Raw genomic sequence first — 20171 nt, forward strand, 5'->3', positions numbered from 1 at the left:
TGCTATAATCTGCGCCTCTCGCGATGCGGGAGAAGCAGGAGAGATGGATGAGTGGTTTAAGTCGCACGCCTGGAAAGCGTGTATAGGTTCATAGCCTATCGGGGGTTCGAATCCCCCTCTCTCCGCCAGAACAAAAAACAAAGCCGCCCACTGGGCGGCTTTTGTTTTTTGGGCTGGCGGAGAGAAGGAGAGCCCCTGCGGGCTCTCCGCGGGGGATTCGAAGGGCTGCGCCTGCAGGCGCAGCCCTCTCCGAATCGGCCATCTGTCGTTTGGAAGCGCTTCGTCGCTGCGCGGCGAAGCGTTTCCAAACGGCGCCGCGCGCCGAGGGCGCGCGTTCCACACTCCGTTCAAACACCCTGTGCGCTCCCGCGCCCGTAAGCCCCCGGCAACGAGCGAAGCGACGTTGCCGGGGCCAGCGGCCGCAAAAGGATGACTTCAAACCGGAGCGCCTCTATCTCAGCTGAGGAGCCAAGGTACGCTACCGCTGCGCGAAGAACGTTCTTGAGCTCCACAAGGGGCTTTGCGCTCGCCTCTACCCCCACCCAGTCGACGACCGAGCCGCGAACCACAAGCCCATCAGGGAGCTTCCCGAACCGTTCAGACAGTCCTTGCCGCGACATGGGCGCGCGACCGTGCGCAGTCGCATACTCGCCGTACGTGGTTTGCGCAGCCATTCCAGCCCGGTGGATGCAGTGTCCGATGGATGAACGTCGCCCCCGCCACGCCTACGATGTCGCGACCAGGTGCCCGACCGCTTCGCGGCTGGGGGCGGGGCTAGCGCCCCCACCAACGAGACAAGCCTTGGGGCTTGCCCGGCCTTGGACCGGCCTTATCGTTGGCGGCTCCCCGACCGCCGCGCGTTGGGCGTCGGAACTGCCGGGCTGGGGCAGCGTCGGGCTCAAACTACATTAATCGCCCTCACGCTTGCTGGATGCTTCTTCGTATGCATGAGCAAGTTCCTCAAGCAAGCGACGCTCATCATCATCCAGCTGACTGGACATATCCGTGATGATGGCCACCACAAGGTAGTACTCAGTTTCGTTGCTGATACGCCGCTTCTTCAAGACTGAGCGGTACTGGCCCGAGAATCGACGTCGCACTTCGGAAAGAGTGAGCACGTCATTTGCAAGGCAGGCCCGGTCCAATGCGGCAGTTTGTTCTTGCGTAAAGCTCGATGCATCCTCGACAGTGTCGTTCGCAGCCTGCCTAAGCCCAGATAACAACTGAGATTTCGTCACCTTTCCCGGAACCGGCGTCAAGAAATGTGAAGGGTGCTCTGGCGCCTCAGGCGAGACACGCCAAACATGTGTCGTGTAGAAATTGACGTACTTGGCCAACTCTTCGAACTCTTTTTCGTTCTCTGGTGATAGTTTTCTCATGACTAGTTGTATCTTGTTACGCCAAGGCAGAAGGTAGTGGTGTTCCATCTTCGAACGGCCCAAGCTCCTCTCGCGCCAGCCTGAGTAATCGTTCGACTTGCACGAAAGGCAAGTCAATCTGGAAGAGAGAGACCTCTAGCGAATTAGTCGCGTCGCGACGAAAGACCTCTGCGACAACTTCTCCTTGTTCGTTCAGAAGCTCCAGCCCCACCCCATCTCGCTGAACGTCTGAGGCAAATTGCAAACGGAAACTCATCCCCATCCCCCTATTGATACTTCCTGCCTGTTCTCGAATCGTGCGAACTCGAGAATCCTATCACGTGGTGTTACCCCCTTCCTCGAACGCCCGCGCTGAGTTTAGCCGTCGCTCTTGAATGATGAGCCGGTCAACCGCGTTCCCCATCATGCGTGAGGTTGAGCTTGCGTCGCCGAGCGGCGATATCCAAAGTCGCCTGCAGCCGATTTTGAATGTCGGACGCAGGCGATACGGATGTATTATCTTAAAGAAGAAGTATTTTTATAAGAGAATAAAAGAAGTTTAAAAGAGCAAGGTCGCCCGAAGGCTGTTTTATAAGGCGCCGCGCGCCGAGGGCGCGCGTTCCACACTCCGTTCAAACACCCTGTGCGCTCCCGCGCCCGGACCCCCGGCAACGAGCAAAGCGACGTTGCCGGGGCCAGCGGCCACTGAAGACCCAGCGCTCCCGCGCTAGCAAATCCCGGCAAGCGCATCAACGCCAAGTGAGCCGACCAAAGCAGACGCCGGCACATCGATAGCGAACCCGTCACATGCCCGCGATAAAAACCGGGGTCAGTCCCCATGCGGGGACAGACCCCAAGCCCGGAAGCTTTGCCACCACGCAAAAAAGGCCCCCTGAAAAGGAGGCCCCCACCAACCCAACATATCAACCAACCATCAGGTCAGGCCAGTGTAACCATCCGCCTGCTCAGCAACCCTGCGCCGTGCAAAGCGGCACGATATTGCTGCTGGTGAAGCGCGGTCCGTTGAACGTCTGGCCGAACGTGCCCGTGCAGGCGGCGCTCTGGTAGCCGTGCACCACGGAGTTGACGTAGTTGCCGCGGCGGTATTGGCGGATCCATGGGCCGCCGCTGGAGCCGTAGGTCATGTTGCAACCCATGTTCAGGATGGCGGCGCCGCCGCAGGCAGAGCTGGCCCCGAAACTTTCGGACGTGCAGGCCTGCAGGGTTTGGCCGCTGCCGATGTTGCCAGGATAGCCCAGCGCATGGTGGTTCTGGACCGTGCCCCAGTCCCACGAACGGCCTAGCCAGCCGGTGTAGTAGGTCACGGGGCGGCCCGCCGTGTTGTTGCCCAGCGTGATCAGGCAGATGTCGGATGCGGTGTCGCCGTTGTTGATCCAGCTCACCGGCACCCGCGCGGAGGTCCAGGGGAACATGCCGTAGGGCGCGCTGCCGCTGTTGTACGCCGGAGCGAACGACCAGCCGTAGACCCAGTTGTTGGTCGAGCGGTTGTAGCAGCAGTGGGCCGCTGTGACGATGATGTTGTTGCCACTGATGACCGAGGCGGAGCAGGTGCCGCTGTTGCTGAACAGTTTGCCGATGGCGCGCGGCGTATTCGAATTGCCGGTTTCCTGGTATTGCGTATAGACGTCCGGCGTGCCGGCAAAGGCCTGGCCCGACAGGCCGACACAGATGGCGAGGACGCTGGAACGCAGCAGCGGCTGACCGAGGATTTGTTTCGTGATCATTTCGGAACTCCCTTGCTTGGTGTGATTAGCGATCCTGCTGGTCCATTACTTTCCATTCTTCGGAAAAGTCGCGGCGGGCTTCGTCGTCCGCGCTGCTGTCCGGCGCGCCGCCTTCCAGCATTTGCGGTTTCGCGGCAGCCAGCAAGGCTTTGTCCTCAGCCGACAGTTCCGCAACCTTGCCCGGCTTGCCGATCGTCGTGGACGGATCGAGCGGTTTTGCCGCAAGGCGCTGTTCGCGCGTCATCGAAACGGGGCCGGCCAGGCCGCGCGCCATATTCTGTTCAGCCTTGACCGCGACAGTTTTGTCCTGCACGGATTTCACCTGGGCGGTGGCCACGGCACTCAATTGCAGCAGTGCGACACCGGAAGCGATGAATACAGCTTTCGTTAAAATCTTTGACATCTTTTCCTCCTGATTCATTTGAATGGCCCTGGCATTATTAGCCTCAGCCCAGCGATATGCTGTTCCCCGGATAACCTGGCGATGACGTCGAGTTAATCTCGTATCGATTTCGTCTCTCGGTTATCAGTCTCCAGATTAAGGGAATGCCGGGTCCATTGATATCGGCAGTTCGTATCCTTTTGAAAGCAAATTGTCGCCACTATGTATCTCGCTCAGCGATAAAGATGCTCATCAGTCATTCAACGAGAGCGCGACAAGGGTCATGGCGAAAAATAAAAAAGCCCCGCAATTTCAGCGACTTGCGAGCCCTCGTTGCGCCAAATTCCGGCGTGGTCGCACCAGATCGCAGCACGGGAGAATATGTAACTCATCAATTGGGCAGAAAGTGCTTTGACGATGGAATTCACAACGCCACCGTGTCGCCGGTGGGTCGGTGCGATCCGCTGATTTGCTTGCGTTCTGCATGAAAGATCCCGTGCGTAAGCCGGGCCTGCGCCAGAGTCGAGCATCATTTGGCGGACGATACTGGACCGTGGCGCCATTTGCCGGGCTTGCCGGATGAGCCGTTGCGATTAACGCAGCTGGCCCGACTCATCAAGGAGCGGCCGGCCGCCTGAATCCCCCCGGGCATTATGTCGGGCCGATGGATAAACTGCCGCGTCCGGTGTCGATTTCACTTTTGCGCGGCAGTCGTGCCCGCGTGCGCGCCGTCGCGATGGCGCCAAGCAACCCAGCATAGTTGTATATATGCCCAAACATAGTGTGTGCTATTGAGAGGCGTATGCGCCCGTGCTAGGATCGTCAACAACCGTTGAGTTCAGGCAGTGCAGCGGTCGGCTTGGCATCGCCGAAGTCGCTTACCCATCATGACAAACCCTGTATCGATGCCAGACCTGTTAAGGAAGTTACACCACCATCCGGCTACCGGCTGGCTCGCCAGAGCCGCCGGCTTGCCCGACCCTGTGGAGCTGTCGCGTGCGGCTGGGCCGACCGGTGCCCAGCCCCTGACCGGCAGGCGTACTGCGATTCGCGCCGCCGAAGGCGGGTACGCCGCAGATGTTCTTACCGCTTGCGCCGTCGGCGCCGGCGGCGTCATCGATCCGCAAGCGTCGGCCATCGACATCCTCATCTTCGACGCGACGGGCTGCCGCGCCCCCGCCGACTATGCCGCGCTGTACGACACCTTCCACGCGGCGGCATCCCGCATCGCCGTGAACGGCCGCGTGCTGCTGGTTGCGGCGCCGCCGGACGCGACGCCGGACCCCGTCGCGGCTGCGGCGGCGCGCGGCATCGAAGGATTCGGCCGCTCGCTGGGCAAGGAGCTGGGCAAGACGGGCATCGCCGTCAACCTTGCCTATGTGGCAGCGGATGCGCTCGACCGCCTCGATGGCCCGGTGCGCTTCTTCTGCGGCGCGCGCAGCACCTACGTTTCCGGACAAGCAGTCCGGCTGTCGACGACGGCAATCGGTGGAGATACCGCTAGCGCCGGCCTGAGCGGCAAGGTCGCCGTTGTCACCGGCAGCGCGCGCGGCATCGGCCTGGCCGCCGCCCAGCGCCTGGTGGAAGAGGGCGCCACCGTTGTCTGCGTGGATGTGCCGGCCGCGTCGCAGGCGCTGCACGACAGCTGCCGGGCCATCGGCGCCACCGCGCTGGTGCTCGATATCGCCGCGGCCGATGCGCCGGTGCGCCTCACGCAATGCCTGCGCGAGCGCGGCGGCGCCGACATCGTCGTCCATAACGCCGGCATCACGCGCGATCGCACGCTGGCCCGGATGGCCCGGCAGGACTGGGAGCTGGTCGTCGACGTCAACTTCCGGGCCATTGTCGCCATCGACGAAGCCTTGCTGGCCGGGCAAGTGTTGCGCGACGGCGGCCGGGTGATCTGCCTGTCCTCCATCAGTGGCGTGTCCGGCAACTTCGGCCAGAGCAATTATGCGGCCAGCAAGGCGGCGCTGATCGGCTACGTGGCGGCGCGCGGTGCCCAGCTGGGGCCGCGCGGCATTACCGTCAACGCGGTCGCGCCGGGCTTTATCGAAACGCCGATGACGCAGCGGATGCCGTTCGTGCCGCGCGAGCTGGGCCGTCGCCTGAACTCGCTGAAGCAGGGCGGCCAGCCGCGCGACGTGGCCGAGTTGATCGCGTTCCTGGCCACGCCCGGCAGCGTGGGCATCACGGGCAACACGATCCGGGTGTGTGGCCAGGCGCTGATCGGCGCCTAAGGAGACGCAAGGCCGCACAGAACAATGCGACGCCAGCGTCGCCGCAGTACGCAAGGGTTTCAGCAGTTTGCTTGCATGACGTATCACCACACCTATAACAATGGAGGAGATTCATGAAGAAAGCAGTGAAACAGTCAACGATGCAGCGCGCCATGGCGATGTCGGTCATGGCGCTGGCCTGTGGCGGCGCGTGGGCGCAGTCCTCGGTGACCGTGTACGGCCTGCTGGACGCGGGCGTGGACACGGTCAAGAAGGGCCAGGGCAATGTGCAGGGCACGCTGTTCGGCCTGTCCGGCACGACGCCCGTGCCGAATGCGATCGCGTCGCCCGAAAACCGCACCACGCGGATGGCGCCGTCGCTGTCGGCGCAAAGCCATTTCGGTTTCAAGGGCACGGAAGACATGGGCGGCGGCTACAAGGCCGGCTTCACGCTGGAAGGCGGGCTGCAGATCGACAACGGCGTGCTGGCCAACGACGGCCGCCTGTTCGGGCGCCAGGCGTTCGTCAGCCTGACCACGCCGGTCGGCGAGGTCCGCCTGGGACGGCAGGCATCGCCGATGCTGATCGGCTATTACCTGGCCACCACCGAGCGCCTGGGCAGCACCGACCTGATGGGTGCCGGCCTGGTCGTCAACACCTTGCAGACCTACCAGGACAATGTGGCATCGTACCTGGTGCGCAAGGGCCCGTGGCTGGGTGTGCTGTCCTATTCGACCAACGCCGGCGTCGCCAGCCGCGTCAGCGCGGCACGCAACGGCGCCACCAGTGCCACGCCGGCCGCCAATGCGACCACCGGCCAGATCGTCGGCGGCCTGACCGCTGGCGCGGAAAGCACGGACGAGCGCGGTCGCGCCCAGGGCGCGCTGCTGGCCTACAACGGCACGCCGCTGGCCGTCATTGCGGCTTACCACCGCAACGACTTCCGTGGCGCCCAGGTCGGTGTCGCGTCGCCGGCCGGTGGCGGCACGTTCATTCCGCTGTACACGGCCGACACGTTCACCGGCGCCATGATCGGGGCGAAGTATGCTTTCCCGACCGGGACCTTGCTGGTGGCGAACTTCCACCGTGGCCAGTACAAGAATGTTGGCGCGCTCGACCCGAAGGTGCACACGGCATCGATCGGCATCAAGCAGACGCTCGGCGCGTTCGAGCTGGGCGCGCAGTACATGCAGAGCCGCTTCAAGAATTTCACGCGCGGCAAGGACACCGGCGTGATGCTGGGCGCCGACTACAACTTCTCGAAGCGTACCGCGCTGTACAGCCGCATCGGCTACGTGGATGACGATCGCGGCGACATCGTGCGCGGTACCGTGACGCCGCTGCCGATCGCGGGCGGTCCCGGCGCGCTGCTGGTACCGCTGGGCGCGCAGGAAGTGCCGCTGTTCTCGGGTGCGGGCCAGAATGTCGACGCGCGCACGAGCATCGTCAGCATCGGCCTGCGGCACTTCTTCTAGGTCGACGTGCCCGACAGCGGCTGCAGGAACAGTTTCTTGGCGAAGTTCAGCTGCCGCTTGCGCGCCTTCTCGTCGTTGACGTCCCACAGCAGGGCCTGCGACATCTGGAAGCTGTAGATCAGGAAGGCGCGGTTTTCGGCCTCGGCCTTTGAAAAGCCGCTGTTGCGCAGCGCGTCCGTGTACAAGCCGAGCCGTTGCTGGTCCACTTCCAGCACGGCCTGGCGCGCCATCTCGTCGCGCCGGGCCCAGGCGCGGATGGCGAATTCCACCATGGCCGCGTGGCGCGCCGTCAGCCCGTGCAGGGGCAGCGCCATCAGTTCGTACGCCAGCTCGTCGATCGGCATGCCGGCGTACTCTTCCATCACCTGGGCGGTGGTGCGCTCGTGCCACTGGCGCAGCACGCTGGCCAGCAGGTCGTTGCGGTCCTTGAAGTGGTAATAGAAGCTGCCGATCGTGATGCCGAGGTCGCGCGCCAGCGTGGCGGGGTGGATGGCATCGACGCTCTTGCTGACGAGGATCTCGGTGGCCGCGTCGATCCAGTCCAGCCGTGTCAGCGTGCGCCGGGGCGCCTTGCGGGCCGGGGTCTCCTCCGGCGTTGCATCGTTATCGTTCTGTTTTCTCACACCGTACCTTGTGGGTTGCTGCAAAGTGGCGGCCACGCGCGTGGCGTGGCCCGGTGCCGATTATAAAGCGTGCAACGCCCGCTTGCCGATGACCTCGCAGGCCATCAACGCCGCCGGCCCAGCACCTGCGTCCAGTAGACGCGGCCGCGCTCGGGGTTGACGGCATACGCCAGGCCCATCTCGTCGAAGCCTGGATTCATGATGTTGGCGCAGTGGCCGGGGCTGTCCAGCCAGCCCGCCACCGCTTCCGCCACCGATTTCTGCCCGGCGGCGATGTTCTCGCCGATGCGCGTCCACGCGTAACCGGCACGGGTGGCGCGGTCGTCCACCACGCTGCCATTCTTCTGCTGGTGGCTGAAGTAGCGGTGGGTTGCCATGTCGCTGCTGTGCGCCAGCGCCGCCTGCGTCAGCGCCGCGTTCCAGCGCAGCGGCGGCGCGGCGTGGAATTGCTGATCGCCGCAGCGACGCGCCTGCGCGCGCGCCGCGTTGACGGCAGCCAGTACTTGCGCGTCCAGCACCTCCGGCGCCGGCAGTGGCACCTCGTGCAACGGCCGCGCAAACAGCACGATCCAGTCGTCGCCCGTGCGCACGGTGCCGGTCGCCGCGAAATCGGTGCTGAGCAGTTTTTCGCAGAAATTCTGGCGCAGCAGCGTCATGGCGGCAGCGGCATCGTCGACGTTGGACAGATAGACCGCCTCCGCATGCTCGACCGGATAGCCGGCCCGTTCCAGTGCATGCTCGAGGAAGGTGCCGGCGCCAATGCGCACCCGCGCCATTGCCGCCGGGGCTTCGAGCGGCGGCAGCGGTGCCACGCGCTCGCCGCCGCAGTGCTGGGGCGCGGCCCGGTAAGCGTTGATCAGGCCGACGAGATCCTGCCGGCTCGCGTGCGCGGGCAGGGCCGTCAGCAGGGCGGCGGCCAGCGTCGCCGCCAGCAGGCGATAGCGATGGATGAGCATGGGAACGGTGTGCGGTCCCGGAACCGGGACGTGAATGTGACTTGAGCAGAAGAGTGTGTCACAAAACGCGGAGCGGGGCAATTGTCAACACGTCATGCCGGGTGCCGATTACCTGGCGCGTAATTGGCGCGTGGCGGGCCAGGGCCGAGACTGACGTCACTGCCAACCCATCGAAGGAGAAGATCATGAAGACGATCGTACCATCCCGCTTGCTGCGCAATGCGTTCCTTGCCGACGCCGCCGCCAGCGGCGCCATCGCCGCGCTGCACTTGTTCATTTCGGGCGAGCGCACCGGTCCGGTTGCCGCCACGCTGGGGCTGCCCGCGCCATTGTTGGAGGGAACCGGCATTTTCCTGGCCCTGTACGCGCTGTTGCTGGTCGTGCTGGCGCGCAGCCGCGTGGTCTGGTCGGCACTGGCCTGGTTCATCGTCCTTGGCAATGTGGGCTGGGCGGCGCTGAGCGGCTTGCTGCTGGCGACCGGCGGGCTGGCGCCCGCGCCGCTGGGCGGGGCGTACGTGGTCGTCCAGGCGCTGGGCGTGCTGCTGTTTGCCGGGCTCGAGTGGCGGGGCGTGCAGGTGTCGCTGCCGGGGGCGCGGGTGACCGCGCAGGCAGGCAAAGACCTGGCCCGCGGACACGCCGGTTGAACGCTCGCTCGTGCTGGGCGGGAGCGCATCACCGGGCGCGGCCCACTGCGCGATTTCACTCGCCGCTGGCGGCCGGCTCCTGCTGCGCACCGAAGCGCTTGCGCCACCGGAAGCTGGTGTTGCGGTGGATGCCCACGCTGGCCGCGGCGCCGCGCACGCTTTCGGCGCGCAGCGCGCACTCCAGGAAAGGCAGCCACTTGCCGCGCAGGCGCAGGAAGGCCAGCGGCGTGTTGGTTAGCGCATTGCAGGTCTTGCGGCAGAGCCGGCAGCGATAGCGCTGCAGCCCACCGCCGTAGCCGTGGCGGTACAGCCGCTCGTGGCCGCAGTGCGGGCACTGGTGCATGCCCTTGCCGCGGTCTTCGATGGCCTGCAGGCACTGTGCCAGCGGCGTGCCGCTGTCCAGCAGGGCGCGCAATTGTTCACTGTACAGTTCGGAAAAGCGCAGTTGCTCGTGTGCCGCGGCGCGTGTGGCGATGGCGTTCCGGTCCATAGGTCGCTCCCTTGTCCAGGTTACACAGCGTTGGACAATGGCCGAGCGGGAAAGTTCGCGTCGCGACGCGGCGGGAACAAAAAAAAATGGCCCGCACGGGGCGGGCCATCCAGGCGGCGACATCGCCGGCACGAAGCCGGCCCGGTCGTCAGAAGCGGTACTCGGCGGTCACGCGGACCGAGCGGCCCTGGACGTCTTCGACGTCCTGGGGGATGATGCCGCTGCCATCCGAGCCGAACTGACGCAGGTCCACTGGTGGACGATGATTCAGCACATTCCGCACGAACAGCGACAGCGTCAGGTTGCGAATGCCCGTATAGGTGAGGTTGTAGTCCCACCGCACGTACGAGGCCACGCGGCACTCGTTCGGCTCGTAGCCGCTGTCGGCGCAGCCAGCGGGGGTGTACTGCTCGTCATAGTAGTCGTACTGCAGCTTCTGCGGGCTGCGCAGCGTGGCACGCAGGCTGTGGCTGAACGCGCCCAGGCCCAAGGTACCCATCAGGTTGGCCGTCAGCTTCGACGTGCCGTGCTGGCCGGCCAGGTCGTCGCCCCAGCTGCCGCCGTTGCGGTTCGGCGCGAAGATCTTGTAGTCGAGCAGGTAGGTCGCGTTGCCGATCACGTCGACACGGCCGATCGGCGTCGGGATGCGCGACGTCAGCGACAGGTCGACGCCGCTGGTCTTCGTCTGAGCCGTGTTCTCGAACATGCCCGACGTCGAGGCCAATGGACCCACGTTGCCGACGCCATAGTCGCTGCGCTCCTGTGCCGTGAACGTACGATCCAGCGCTACCGGAAGGCGATTGACGATGCCGGCGGGCAGCGAATCCTCCGAAGCCAACAGTTCGGCGGTGCTCTTCAAGCCGATCTCATCCTTACGCTTGATGTGCCACACGTCCAGCGAGAAACTGGTGCCTTTCACGGGCTCGAGCACGAAGCCCAGCGTCGCGCTACGCGACACTTCCGGTTTCAGGTCCGGATTGTTGCGTACCGTGTTGGCAAGACTGGCCGTGCATTCGCGCGACTCGACGGTGTCGGCACGTGCCGACAACAACTGCTTGTTCGGGTCCGTGGCCGGCAGCGCGTCGGACTGCGCACGCAAATCGTTGGCCAGCCGCTGCGCTGGATCGCAACGTTTTGGATCCGCCTCGCCGTTGCTGAACGAGAACTTGGTCGACTGGGCGCTTTCGGTCAGGTTCGGTGCGCGGAATCCGGATTCCCACGTACCGCGTACCATCAGCTGCGGCGTCGCTTCCCAGCGGGCGGACAGCTTCGGCGACGCGTGAGCCTTGACGTCCTTGAACTTGTCGATGCGCACGGCGCCGGTCAGTTCCAAGCTGTTGAACGGCTTCAGATTGGCTTCGGTGAATACGGACGAGTTGGTACGGCTGGCATTGGCCATGGAGGCGCCGTTGCTGACGATGTCGCCGGCCATCAGGTTTGCAGTCGGATTGATGGCGAATTTTTCGTGACGGATTTCGCCGCCAACTGCCACATTGACGGGATTGCCCATGAACTTGCCGACTTCGCCGGAGATCTTGCCGTCGACAAAGGTCTGCGTGATCTTGCCGTCGTAGCCGTTTTCAGGGAACAGCAGGTTCAACACTTCCGGCGTGTTGGTCTGGCCCAGCCGATATCCGCGGTTGAAGAACTGTGGATCGACCGTGTCCTCATCGGTGGCACCGATTACCTGCTGGAAGCCGGACAGGCTGAAGAAGCCGCCACGGCTGCGGTCCTTGGTCTTGCTGCCCATGACACCGGCTGCCGCTTCCCAGTCATAGTTGCCGAGGTTGCCACGCAGACCGGCCAGCACGCGATACTGGTCGCTGCTGGTAGTACGATAGCCCGGGTCGTCGGCGAAGCGATAGCGCAGCGGCGCTTCGTCGCCGGTCGTGTTCAACGGGTGCGTGGCCGGCAGGTTGCGATACGTGAAGGTGCGTTGTTCGCCAGTGCGCGGATCACCCCAGATCGACGTCGATCCGGTCGAGTCATAGGTCGCGTACGCGGACATGTAATCGGTCTTCGTATGCGAGTACAGCACCTCGGCAAAGCCTTCCAGCGTGTCGCTGATGGCCAGCTTGCCCGATACCAGCGCATTGACGCGGTTGGCCGACGGTTGCGCCTGGAAGCGCGAGAAGCGGTCGTAGACGCACAGGCCGGCGGCGTTTTTCGTTTCGCAACCCGGCAGCGCACCCTGGCCGATGATGTTGCCAGGGTAGCTGAACGTGGATGGCGCGCCGCGCTCGCCGAACATCTGGCCGCTGCCGGGCGCCACGGCGGAGAACTTCTCGCCGTAGGCCGGATTGATGTCGTCGACCATCGAGCGCCAGTTGGTGGCGTTGCGGCGGTACACCTCGACGTTTGCCAGCACGTTGTAGCGGTCGGTGCTCAGGTCGCCCATGCCGCCCGTCAGCGCGACGGTCGATTCGTGGATCTGGCTGTTCTTCGTGGACTGGTTGTGCGAGGCACGTGCCTGCACGCCCTTGTAGTCGGAACGGGTGATGATGTTGATGACACCCGCCACCGCATCGGAACCGTAAATGGCGGAGCCGCCGTTGCGCAGGATCTCAACGCGCTCGACGGCGTCCAGCGGCAGCGTATCCAGGTTGGTGAATACCTCGTTGTAGTCGGCCAGCGCATACGGCGCCACGCGGCGCGAGTTCAGCAGCACCAGGGTGGATTGCTTGCCCAGGCCACGCAGCGAGACCGACGAGGCGCCGCTGGCAAACGAGTTGCTGCCGCCAACGTCCGACAGCGCATTGCGGTCGGCCGACGTCAGCGTGTCCATCAGTTCCTTGACGGTATTCACACCCATGCGGGTGATTTCTTCCTTCTTGACGACCTGCACTGGCGTCGCCGTTTCGCTGTCGATGCGCTTCAGGTTCGAGCCCGTGATGACGACACGCTGCGGTGCCTGCGTGTCGGTAGCGGCGTCCTGCGCCAGCAGCGGCGAGGAGCCCAGTGCCAGCGCGACGGCCAGCGAACATTGTTTCAGTACCAGCTTGTGCTTCAAGATTCTCTCCGAATTCCCTGTGCCGCCGGGCGGCCCAGCAAGATCGCGGGACCGGGCCAACTGCCGGGCTTACGCGGCGGCAATGTCTATGCACTGCTCGCAAATTCGAAGGTAGCGTTTTGTCACTATTTAGGTCAAATGAACATTACATAAATGACGCGTGCGCGCAACGGTTTGGTACGGAAAATTGTGCCAGGCTGCCAAATCGTCGATGGATATCCGGATGAGGCAGGCAAATGCCATGTGTTGTGTGACATGGACGGCGAGGGCCCGAACAAACCGTGCCGGCAACGTCGCGCCAACAAAAAAGCCCGCCAAAGCGGGCCTTGTTCACGGCATCAGCCGATCAACGCTTGACCGATTGGTCGTCTGCATTGCTCGGGTTGCTGGGCGAGGTGCCTGGGGTGCCGCTCGTCGACGAGGACGAGGTGCCGGTCTGGCCGCTGGTGCCGGAGGTGCCGGTGGCGCCGCTGGTCGAATCGGTCGAGCCGCTCGTCGCGCTCGAGCCCATCGTGGAGCTGTCGCTGCTGCCGCTGCTCGTGTCGGTGGTGCTGCAGGCTGCCAGGGCGGCGCAGAATGCCGCGGCGAACATCGTCTTCATAATTGCCATGATTGTTCCTTTTATAAGCGGGTTGAAACGATAAAGCCAGAAAGTTGATCTTATAAAAAGCCCCAAAGTTACGGCGCGCGATTGAACTATGGCAATTTTTTTCGTGTTCAAAACGCCACATCCGGCCAGCGCCCGGTGCGGGCGTCGCGTTGGCGCCAGCCCGTGTACCATGAGACCACTTTCAATCGTGTGCACATTGACAGTACCTTTTCCGCATGTCAGCATCAGTTTCTTGAAAACAACAGACACTCACCGTGGAGCGTTCTATGAGTGCACTCAGCTTTGAGCAGGCCGACCTGGCGCAGCGCCTCGGCGCGGCCAGCGCCGAGGATCTCGATGCCATCGATTTCGGCGTCATCGGTTTCGATGGCGATACCATCGTGCGCCAATACAACCGTTTCGAATCGCAGGCGGCCGGCCTGTCGCCCGCCAGTGTGCTGGGCCTGCCGCTGTTCACCACCGTCGCGCCTTGCATGAACAATTTCATGGTGGCCCAGCGCTTCGAGGACGCGGCGGCCGACGGCGGCGCGCTCGACGAAACCATCGGCTACGTGCTGACGTTGCGGATGAAGCCCGTCAAGGTCCTGCTGCGCCTGCTGGCGCTGCCCGGCGCTCCCATGCGCTACGTGCTCGTGCAGCGCCGCCTGTGAGCGACACGACAGGCAGCCTCGCCGCCGAACACGAGGCACTGATGCAGTTCCTGTACCTGGCGCCGGTCGGCCTGGTGCAGGCCGCGCCCGACGGCGAGATCGCGATGATCAATCCGGTCTCCGCGCAGCTCTTGATGCCGCTGTCGCGCGACGGCGGCCTGGCCAACTTGTTTACCGCGCTGCAGGACGTGGCGCCCGAGCTGCGCACGCTGGTCGCGCAGTTCGCGGCGCCCAGTGGCGTGATCTGCGATGGCCTGCACCTGCACCTGCACGGCGGTGCGGGCCGCGGGCCGCAGATCCTGTCGCTGTCGCTCGTCAAGCTGGACGCGGCGCGCCTGATGGCGGTGCTGGCCGACGTCACGCTGCAGGTCCAGCGCGAACGGCAGCTGCGCCGCAGCGACGCCTGGCTCAACGCGCTGCTGGCCAGTGGCACCGAGTACGCCCTGGCCAGCCTCGATGGCCAGGGCCGCATCGAACGCTGGCACGACAGCATCGCCCGCGTCACTGGCCATACCGAAGCAGTGGTGGGGCAGCCCTACACGGCCTTGCTGGCGCCGGCGTCCGGTGCCGGCGACCAGCGCCTGCGCGAGGCCGACGCCACCGGCTGGAGCGGCGCCGAGCAATTGTGCCGCCGTGCCGACGGCAGCAGCTTCCGCGGCAGCTCGATCATCGCGCCGCTGCCGGCGCAGGACGCCGACGAACCCGCCTATTGCATGGTGCTGCGCGACCTCGGCGCCTGCCAGGGCGATGCGGCGGCGGCCGGCCAGCGCGTGCCGACCCAGGGAGGTGCCGATGGCGGTTGACGACAGCGCTTACGAAGCCCTGATGCAGTTCCTGTACCGTACGCCCATCGGGCTGGTGCAGACGACACTGGACGGCACCATCGAAATGCTCAATCCGATGTCGTCGCAGCTGCTGATGCCGCTGGCGCACGACGGCGCGCTGGAAAACCTGTTCGCCGTGCTCGATCGCGTCGCGCCACAGCTGCGCCAGATGGTGGGCGCCTTCGCGCCGGCGTCCGGCGTGGTCTGTGAAGGCCTGCGCCTGGACGTGGATGGCGGCGCCCAGGTGTTGTCGCTGAACCTGCTCAAGCTCGATAACGCGCGGCTGATGGCGGCCGTATCGGACGTCACGCTGGAGACCCAGCGCGAGCAGGAACGGCTGGCGAACCGGCTGTCCAATGCGGCCCGCACGGATGCGCTGACGCGCATGCCGAACCGCAGTGCCGTGCTGGAGCAACTGCGGCTGGTGCAGGGCCGCGATGCGGGGAGCGACGACGGTGGCGGCTTTGCCGTGCTGTTCATGAACTGCGACCGCTTCCGCCAGGTCAACGACGCGCTGGGGCAGCGTGCCGGCGACCAGTTGCTGATCATGATCGCGGACCGCATCCGCAGCGTGCTGCGCCCGCCCACGGACCGCATCGGCGTGCACGGCGGCCAGCTGGCGGCGCGCGTCGGCGGCGACGAGTTCATCGTCGTACTGGACGGGCTGCGCCGGCCGGAGGACGCGGAAAGCGTGGCGGCGCGCCTGATCGCCACCGTCGGCCGCGGCTACACGGTGCAGGGGCACGACGTGGTGTGCAGCGTCAGCGTCGGCATCGCCTGGGGCGGCGCGCCGGCGCAGGACCCGGACGAGCTGCTGCGCGACGCCAGCATCGCCATGGTGGAAGCCAAGCGCGCCGGCGGCGGACGGCACGTGCGCTTTGCCCAGGCCATGCGCGAGCGCGCCGCGCGGCGCAGCGACATCGAGGCCGACCTGCGCCTGGCGCTGCAGGAAGAGCAGTTGTTCGTCGTGTACCAGCCGGTGGTGGCGCTGCGCACGGACGGTTCGACCGATTACGCGGCCGGCGTCGAGGCGCTGGTGCGCTGGCAGCATCCGGTGCGCGGCGTGGTGCCACCGTTCGAATTCATCGGCATCGCCGAGGAGTGCGGCCTGATCGGCGCGCTGGGCGACTTCGTGCTGCAGCGGGCCTGCACCGATTTCCAGGCCTGGCGCCAGTCGCTCGGCGACACGGCGCCGCGCCTGCTGGCCGTCAACCTGTCGCGCGCCCAGCTGGGCCAGGCCGGCTGGAGCGAGACGGTGGCGCGCATCCTGGCACAGACCGGCGTCGACGCGCGCCAGGTGCAACTGGAGGTGACGGAAAGCCTGGCCGCGCAGGATGCGCAGATCCAGCAGCGGCTGCACGAGCTGAAGGCGCTCGGCATCACGCTGGCGCTGGACGATTTCGGTACCGGCTACTCGTCGCTGGCCAGCCTGCACCTGCTGCCGGTCGATACCGTCAAGATCGACCGTTCCTTCGTCAGCCAGAGCGAGAGCAGCGAGCATCACCGCGTGCTGATCGAGGCCACCGTCAAGGTCGCGCAGAGCCTTGGCATGAGCACCGTCGCCGAAGGGATCGAGACGACGGCGCAGGCCGAGGTGGTGCGCGCGCTGCGCTGCGACAAGGGGCAGGGTTATTTGTACAGCAAGCCGCTGACGTCGGACGCGCTGCTCACGTGGCTCGCCACGCACCGCACAGCCGGCTGAAGACGGAGCGGGGCAGGTTGGTGCGCTCATGCGGCGCGCGCAGGAAGTCCTGCAGCACCGTGTCGTACAGGGCCAGTGCATTGCCGTACTGGCGCTGGCGCATCGCCTGCGGCGCCAGCAGGAAGCGCAGCGCGAAGTAATCGGCCAGCAGGTCGCCCTGCGCTTCCATGTTGAAGTCGCACAGGCGCTTGTGCGGCGCCAGCGCGTAGGCATAGGGCAGGCCGATGCGCAGGGCGCCGCGCCATTTGACCGGGTAGCCCAGCTGGTGCTGCCACACGTGCGTCATCTCGTGCACGAACCACAGCAGGCGCCAGGCATGCTCGCGCGCGAAGTCGGGGCTGAAATCGGCGCGGTTGAACCAGATATGGCCGTCCGGCGCGACGGCCGTGTGGCGCCGCTGCAGGTTGAACCAGAAATAGCTGCCGGCGTGCACGCGCACCGGTGCGTAATCGATGGCGTCGCCGAACAGCCGGCGGCACCAGAAGACTTCGCCGCCCGTCAGCGGCCGCGTTGCGATGGCGATAATGGCTCCTGTCTGACAAAACCAACAAACTGCTGGGCTGGGCGCCTTTCGTGCGTCGCGCCTGCCGCCGCGTACTAGAATCGACGCATGTCCTTCCGTGGAGAACACGATGCTCGCACGCCTCACCCTGCCTCAGAAATTCCTGCTGCTTGGCGCCATCGCGGTGCTGATGATCGCGATTCCCACGTGGCTCTACCTGCGCACGGCGAACGAGGCGATGACGACCTACGAGGCCGAGCAGCGCGGCCTGCCCGCCGTCGTGCGGGTGCTGCAGGCCGTCAAGCTGACGCAGCAGCATCGTGGATTATCCGCCATCGCGCTCAATGGCGGCGGCACGGAAGGACGCCGCGCGGAACGTCAGAAGGACGTCGATGCGATGTTCGGCGAGCTCGATGCCGTCGTGACGGCGGCGGACAACGCCGACGTGGCGGCACTGTGGCGTGACGCCAGGCGCGACTGGGAAACGGTGCGCGATGCCGTGGCGGCGCAGCGCATCAACGCTGCCGACAGCTTCGCCACCCATACGGCCGTCATCGGCCGGCTGCTGCGTATCGGCGAATTGGTCGGCGACATCTACGGCTTGAGCCTCGACCCGCACGTCGATTCCTACCAGCTGATCCAGGCGATGTACTACCAGATGCCGGCATTGACGGAGGAGCTGGGCAAGCTGCGCGCGCGCGGCGCGGTGCTGCTGACGCGCAAGGAGGGTTCGCAGGACGATCGCTTCATCGTCGCCCAGCTGCTGGCCCGGGCCGAGGACCGGTTGGGCCAGATGCGCAACGCGTTCGACAAGTCGGCCCACGCCAACCCGCGCGTGGCCAGCGAGCTGGGACCGTTGATGCAGGCCGCGTCCAGCGCGACGCTGGCGCTGGCCCAGCGCACCCAGTCGGACATCGTGCGACCCGTCGCGCTGACGGCATCCGCCGACGAGTACTTCGCGGCCACGACCCAGACCATCGAATCGCTGTACGCGGCAAACGACGCCGCCAGCCGCCTGTTGGGCAAGCAGCTGGGCGAACGGGTCGATGCGTTCGAGCGCGACCGCATCCTGATGCTGCTGGCGCAGCTGGCGCTGGTGGGCGGCGCCGCCTGGACCGGCGTGCTGGTGGCACGCTCGATCACGCGCCCGCTCAACCAGGCGGTGGACGTGGCGCAGCGGGTCGCGGGCGGCAACCTGGTCAACGACTTCGACGTGGGGCCGCCGACCGAGGTGGGCCAGCTGCTGCGCGCGCTGCGCGACATGAGCGAGAGCCTGGGCCGCATCGTCGGCGAGGTGCGCGGCAGCGTCGATACGATCAACGCGGCCACGCACGATATCGCCAGCGGCAATGCCGACCTGTCGGCCCGGATCGAGTCGCAGGCGTCCAGCCTGGAAGAGACGGCATCGTCGATGGAGCAGCTGACCGCCACGGTGCGGCAGAACGTCGAGCATGCGCAGCGCGCCAATACGCTGGTGCAGGAAGCCACCGCGGCCGCCGGCAGCGGCAGCGAGGTGGTGCAGCGGGTGGTGGCCACGATGGGCGAGATCGACGCCAGTTCGCGCCGCATCGTCGACATCATTTCCGTCATCGACGCGATCGCGTTCCAGACCAATATCCTGGCGCTGAACGCGGCGGTGGAAGCGGCCCGGGCGGGCGAGCAGGGCCGCGGCTTCGCCGTCGTCGCCAGCGAGGTGCGCACGCTGGCGCAGCGCTCCGCCACGGCGGCGCGCGAAATCAAGGAGCTGATCGACCACAGCGTCGCCAAGGTTGGCCAGGGCAACGCGCTGGCCGGCGGCGCCGGCACGGCGATGGCGCAGATCCTCGACAGCGTGCGCCGGGTGGCAGGCCTGATGCAGGACATCGCGCTGGCGTCGAGCGAGCAGAGCGCGGGTATCGAGCAGGTCAACCAGGCCATCACGCAGATGGACGACGTCACGCAGCATAATGCCGCGCTGGTGGAGCAGACGGCGGCCGCGTCGGCCAGCCTGGAGCAGCAGGCCGAGGCGCTGGCGCGGGCGGTGGGGATCTTCACGGTGGCGCCGGGCGGGCAGAAACCCGTCGGGACGACAGGCACAGGCGTCAGGGCGATCGCGTCCTGACACCTGCGGGTTCAAGCAGGCGGCTGCTCGAAACCGACAGCCGTCACGCGCCGCCGACAAAGGCCGCGATGGCCCGGTTGACGTCCTCCGCATGGGTGATCGGCGCCATGTGGCCGCCCGGCGTGCGGCGGATCGCGGCGCGCGGCAGCGCGGCGGCCAGTTCCTCGGCCACCGTGCGCGTGGACATCGGGCCGTGCTGGCCGAACAGCACCAGCGTCGGAATGTCCAGCGTGGCCAGGTCGGCCAAGGTGGTCGGTTCGCCCAGCAGCGCGACGAAGTCCAGCTTCACCTTGGCGATCTGCGCCGTGAAGCGGTCCTGCATCACGGGTGGCAGCGCGGCGAACGCACCTGCGCCGTTCCAGTAGTCGATGAAGGCCTGTGTGGCGTCGCGCGGCGTGACGGCCGCGTCGATGCGGGCGATCACCTTGGCGATGTCCACGCGGGCCGGATTGTCAGGCGGCAGCAGGTGGAAGGCGACCGGTTCGAACAAGGTCAGGGACAGGATGCGGCCGCTGGCGGCCAGTCGGCGCGCCAGCCGCAGCGCCGTGGCACCGCCATACGAATGGCCGACCAGGTGGAACGGCTCGCCGGCGGCCAGCTCGTGCTCCAGCGCGGCCAGCACGGCGCTCACTTCGTGTTCCAGCGAAAAGGCCTGCTGGGCCTGGGGATCGGGGAACGGCGCCTTGCCATAGCCCAGCAGGTCGAGGGCGATGCAGCGCAGCCCGGTGTCCGCGCGCGCAGCCAGTGCGTTCCACTGGCTGCGCGAACTCATCGAACTATGCAACAGGACACAGGCGGTGCGCCCGGAGGACGCGGTAACGGAATCGATCATGGCTGGGCCCGCTATAAAAAGGCGCAATTATAGCGGCCTCATCCATAT

General features: G+C 65.8%; 16 protein-coding genes, 1 tRNA gene and 1 pseudogene. 8 read left to right on the plus strand and 10 right to left on the minus strand.

Annotation, left to right across the window (positions count from 1 at the left end):
• The first annotated feature begins 37 nt into the window (after positions 1–37).
• A tRNA-Ser gene (locus E7V67_005445) sits at positions 38–128 on the plus strand.
• 780 nt (positions 129–908) lie between these two features.
• Here the strand turns inward: E7V67_005445 and E7V67_005450 are convergent.
• The 3 genes from E7V67_005450 to E7V67_005460 all read right to left on the minus strand — a co-directional run bounded on the left by E7V67_005450 (position 909) and on the right by E7V67_005460 (position 3524).
• The gene (locus E7V67_005450; GenBank protein WUR14551.1) at positions 909–1379 is read right to left on the minus strand and encodes a hypothetical protein; all 471 of its coding nucleotides are present in this window, start codon (positions 1377–1379) and stop codon (positions 909–911) included.
• Between the two features lie 944 nt (positions 1380–2323).
• The gene (locus E7V67_005455; GenBank protein WUR14552.1) at positions 2324–3103 is read right to left on the minus strand and encodes a trypsin-like peptidase domain-containing protein; all 780 of its coding nucleotides are present in this window, start codon (positions 3101–3103) and stop codon (positions 2324–2326) included.
• Between the two features lie 25 nt (positions 3104–3128).
• Positions 3129–3524, minus strand: a complete 396-nt coding sequence (locus E7V67_005460; protein WUR14553.1) for a hypothetical protein — start codon at positions 3522–3524, stop codon at positions 3129–3131.
• An 866-nt stretch (positions 3525–4390) separates the two neighbouring features.
• On the opposite strand from E7V67_005460, the gene E7V67_005465 reads away from it, so the two are divergent.
• A complete protein-coding gene (locus E7V67_005465; protein WUR14554.1) occupies positions 4391–5725 on the plus strand; it encodes a 3-oxoacyl-ACP reductase in 1335 nt (444 codons plus the stop codon).
• 113 nt (positions 5726–5838) lie between these two features.
• Positions 5839–7179 (plus strand): porin, encoded by a 1341-nt coding sequence (locus E7V67_005470; GenBank protein WUR14555.1) that lies wholly within the window; start codon positions 5839–5841, stop codon positions 7177–7179.
• Here E7V67_005470 and E7V67_005475 read toward each other — a convergent pair.
• Both E7V67_005475 and E7V67_005480 read right to left on the minus strand, forming a co-directional pair.
• Positions 7176–7802 carry a TetR/AcrR family transcriptional regulator gene (locus E7V67_005475; protein ID WUR14556.1) on the minus strand — a complete coding sequence of 209 codons (627 nt, stop codon included), beginning with the start codon at positions 7800–7802 and terminating at the stop codon, positions 7176–7178. The genes E7V67_005470 and E7V67_005475 overlap by 4 nt on opposite strands.
• Before the next feature lie 104 nt (positions 7803–7906).
• The gene (locus E7V67_005480; protein WUR14557.1) at positions 7907–8758 is read right to left on the minus strand and encodes a CAP domain-containing protein; all 852 of its coding nucleotides are present in this window, start codon (positions 8756–8758) and stop codon (positions 7907–7909) included.
• A 185-nt stretch (positions 8759–8943) separates the two neighbouring features.
• Here E7V67_005480 and E7V67_005485 point away from each other — a divergent pair, with 185 nt between their 5' ends.
• Positions 8944–9402 (plus strand): hypothetical protein, encoded by a 459-nt coding sequence (locus E7V67_005485; GenBank protein WUR14558.1) that lies wholly within the window; start codon positions 8944–8946, stop codon positions 9400–9402.
• A 91-nt stretch (positions 9403–9493) separates the two neighbouring features.
• On the opposite strand, the pseudogene E7V67_005490 reads toward E7V67_005485, so the two are convergent.
• From E7V67_005490 to E7V67_005500, 3 genes and pseudogenes are all read right to left on the minus strand, one after another.
• Positions 9494–9736: pseudogene (locus E7V67_005490) on the minus strand (IS1595 family transposase).
• 304 nt (positions 9737–10040) lie between these two features.
• Positions 10041–12902, minus strand: coding sequence for a TonB-dependent receptor (locus E7V67_005495; GenBank protein ID WUR14559.1), 2862 nt, complete (start codon positions 12900–12902; stop codon positions 10041–10043).
• Between the two features lie 346 nt (positions 12903–13248).
• Complete coding sequence (locus E7V67_005500) at positions 13249–13512, minus strand: hypothetical protein (protein ID WUR14560.1); 264 nt, start codon at positions 13510–13512, stop codon at positions 13249–13251.
• A 266-nt stretch (positions 13513–13778) separates the two neighbouring features.
• Between E7V67_005500 and E7V67_005505 the strand changes: the two genes are divergently transcribed.
• The 3 genes from E7V67_005505 to E7V67_005515 are packed head-to-tail and all read left to right on the plus strand — an operon-like array spanning position 13779 to position 16688.
• Complete coding sequence (locus E7V67_005505; GenBank protein ID WUR14561.1) at positions 13779–14162, plus strand: phosphonate transporter; 384 nt, start codon at positions 13779–13781, stop codon at positions 14160–14162.
• Positions 14159–14965 (plus strand): PAS domain-containing protein, encoded by an 807-nt coding sequence (locus E7V67_005510; GenBank protein WUR14562.1) that lies wholly within the window; start codon positions 14159–14161, stop codon positions 14963–14965. Before E7V67_005505 ends, E7V67_005510 begins: the two co-directional genes overlap by 4 nt.
• Entirely contained in the window at positions 14955–16688 is a 1734-nt protein-coding gene (locus tag E7V67_005515) for a bifunctional diguanylate cyclase/phosphodiesterase (GenBank protein ID WUR14563.1), read from the plus strand. The genes E7V67_005510 and E7V67_005515 overlap by 11 nt, the downstream gene beginning before the upstream one ends.
• Here the strand turns inward: E7V67_005515 and E7V67_005520 are convergent.
• Positions 16654–17127 (minus strand): Rhs element Vgr protein, encoded by a 474-nt coding sequence (locus E7V67_005520; protein WUR14564.1) that lies wholly within the window; start codon positions 17125–17127, stop codon positions 16654–16656. The genes E7V67_005515 and E7V67_005520 overlap by 35 nt on opposite strands.
• Positions 17128–17320: 193 nt before the next feature.
• Here E7V67_005520 and E7V67_005525 point away from each other — a divergent pair, with 193 nt between their 5' ends.
• Positions 17321–19291, plus strand: coding sequence for a methyl-accepting chemotaxis protein (locus E7V67_005525; protein WUR14565.1), 1971 nt, complete (start codon positions 17321–17323; stop codon positions 19289–19291).
• A 43-nt stretch (positions 19292–19334) separates the two neighbouring features.
• On the opposite strand, the gene E7V67_005530 is transcribed toward E7V67_005525, so the two are convergent.
• Positions 19335–20123: an alpha/beta hydrolase gene (locus tag E7V67_005530; GenBank protein ID WUR14566.1), complete on the minus strand. Its 789-nt coding sequence runs from the start codon at positions 20121–20123 to the stop codon at positions 19335–19337.
• Positions 20124–20171: the final 48 nt, after the last annotated feature.

This window comes from [Empedobacter] haloabium, from assembly GCA_008011715.2.
Lineage (GTDB): Bacteria > Pseudomonadota > Gammaproteobacteria > Burkholderiales > Burkholderiaceae_D > Rugamonas > Rugamonas haloabia.

Bases quoted from the DNA above. Each gene is read 5' to 3' on its own strand.
- E7V67_005450 (WUR14551.1), bottom strand. From the start codon at position 1,379: ATGAGAAAACTATCACCAGAGAACGAAAAAGAGTTCGAAGAGTTGGCC.
- E7V67_005455 (WUR14552.1), bottom strand. From the start codon at position 3,103: ATGATCACGAAACAAATCCTCGGTCAGCCGCTGCTGCGTTCCAGCGTC.
- E7V67_005460 (WUR14553.1), bottom strand. From the start codon at position 3,524: ATGAATCAGGAGGAAAAGATGTCAAAGATTTTAACGAAAGCTGTATTC.
- E7V67_005465 (WUR14554.1), top strand. From the start codon at position 4,391: ATGCCAGACCTGTTAAGGAAGTTACACCACCATCCGGCTACCGGCTGG.
- E7V67_005470 (WUR14555.1), top strand. From the start codon at position 5,839: ATGAAGAAAGCAGTGAAACAGTCAACGATGCAGCGCGCCATGGCGATG.
- E7V67_005480 (WUR14557.1), bottom strand. From the start codon at position 8,758: ATGCTCATCCATCGCTATCGCCTGCTGGCGGCGACGCTGGCCGCCGCC.
- E7V67_005485 (WUR14558.1), top strand. From the start codon at position 8,944: ATGAAGACGATCGTACCATCCCGCTTGCTGCGCAATGCGTTCCTTGCC.
- E7V67_005500 (WUR14560.1), bottom strand. From the start codon at position 13,512: ATGGCAATTATGAAGACGATGTTCGCCGCGGCATTCTGCGCCGCCCTG.
- E7V67_005505 (WUR14561.1), top strand. From the start codon at position 13,779: ATGAGTGCACTCAGCTTTGAGCAGGCCGACCTGGCGCAGCGCCTCGGC.
- E7V67_005515 (WUR14563.1), top strand. From the start codon at position 14,955: ATGGCGGTTGACGACAGCGCTTACGAAGCCCTGATGCAGTTCCTGTAC.
- E7V67_005525 (WUR14565.1), top strand. From the start codon at position 17,321: ATGCTCGCACGCCTCACCCTGCCTCAGAAATTCCTGCTGCTTGGCGCC.
- E7V67_005530 (WUR14566.1), bottom strand. From the start codon at position 20,123: ATGATCGATTCCGTTACCGCGTCCTCCGGGCGCACCGCCTGTGTCCTG.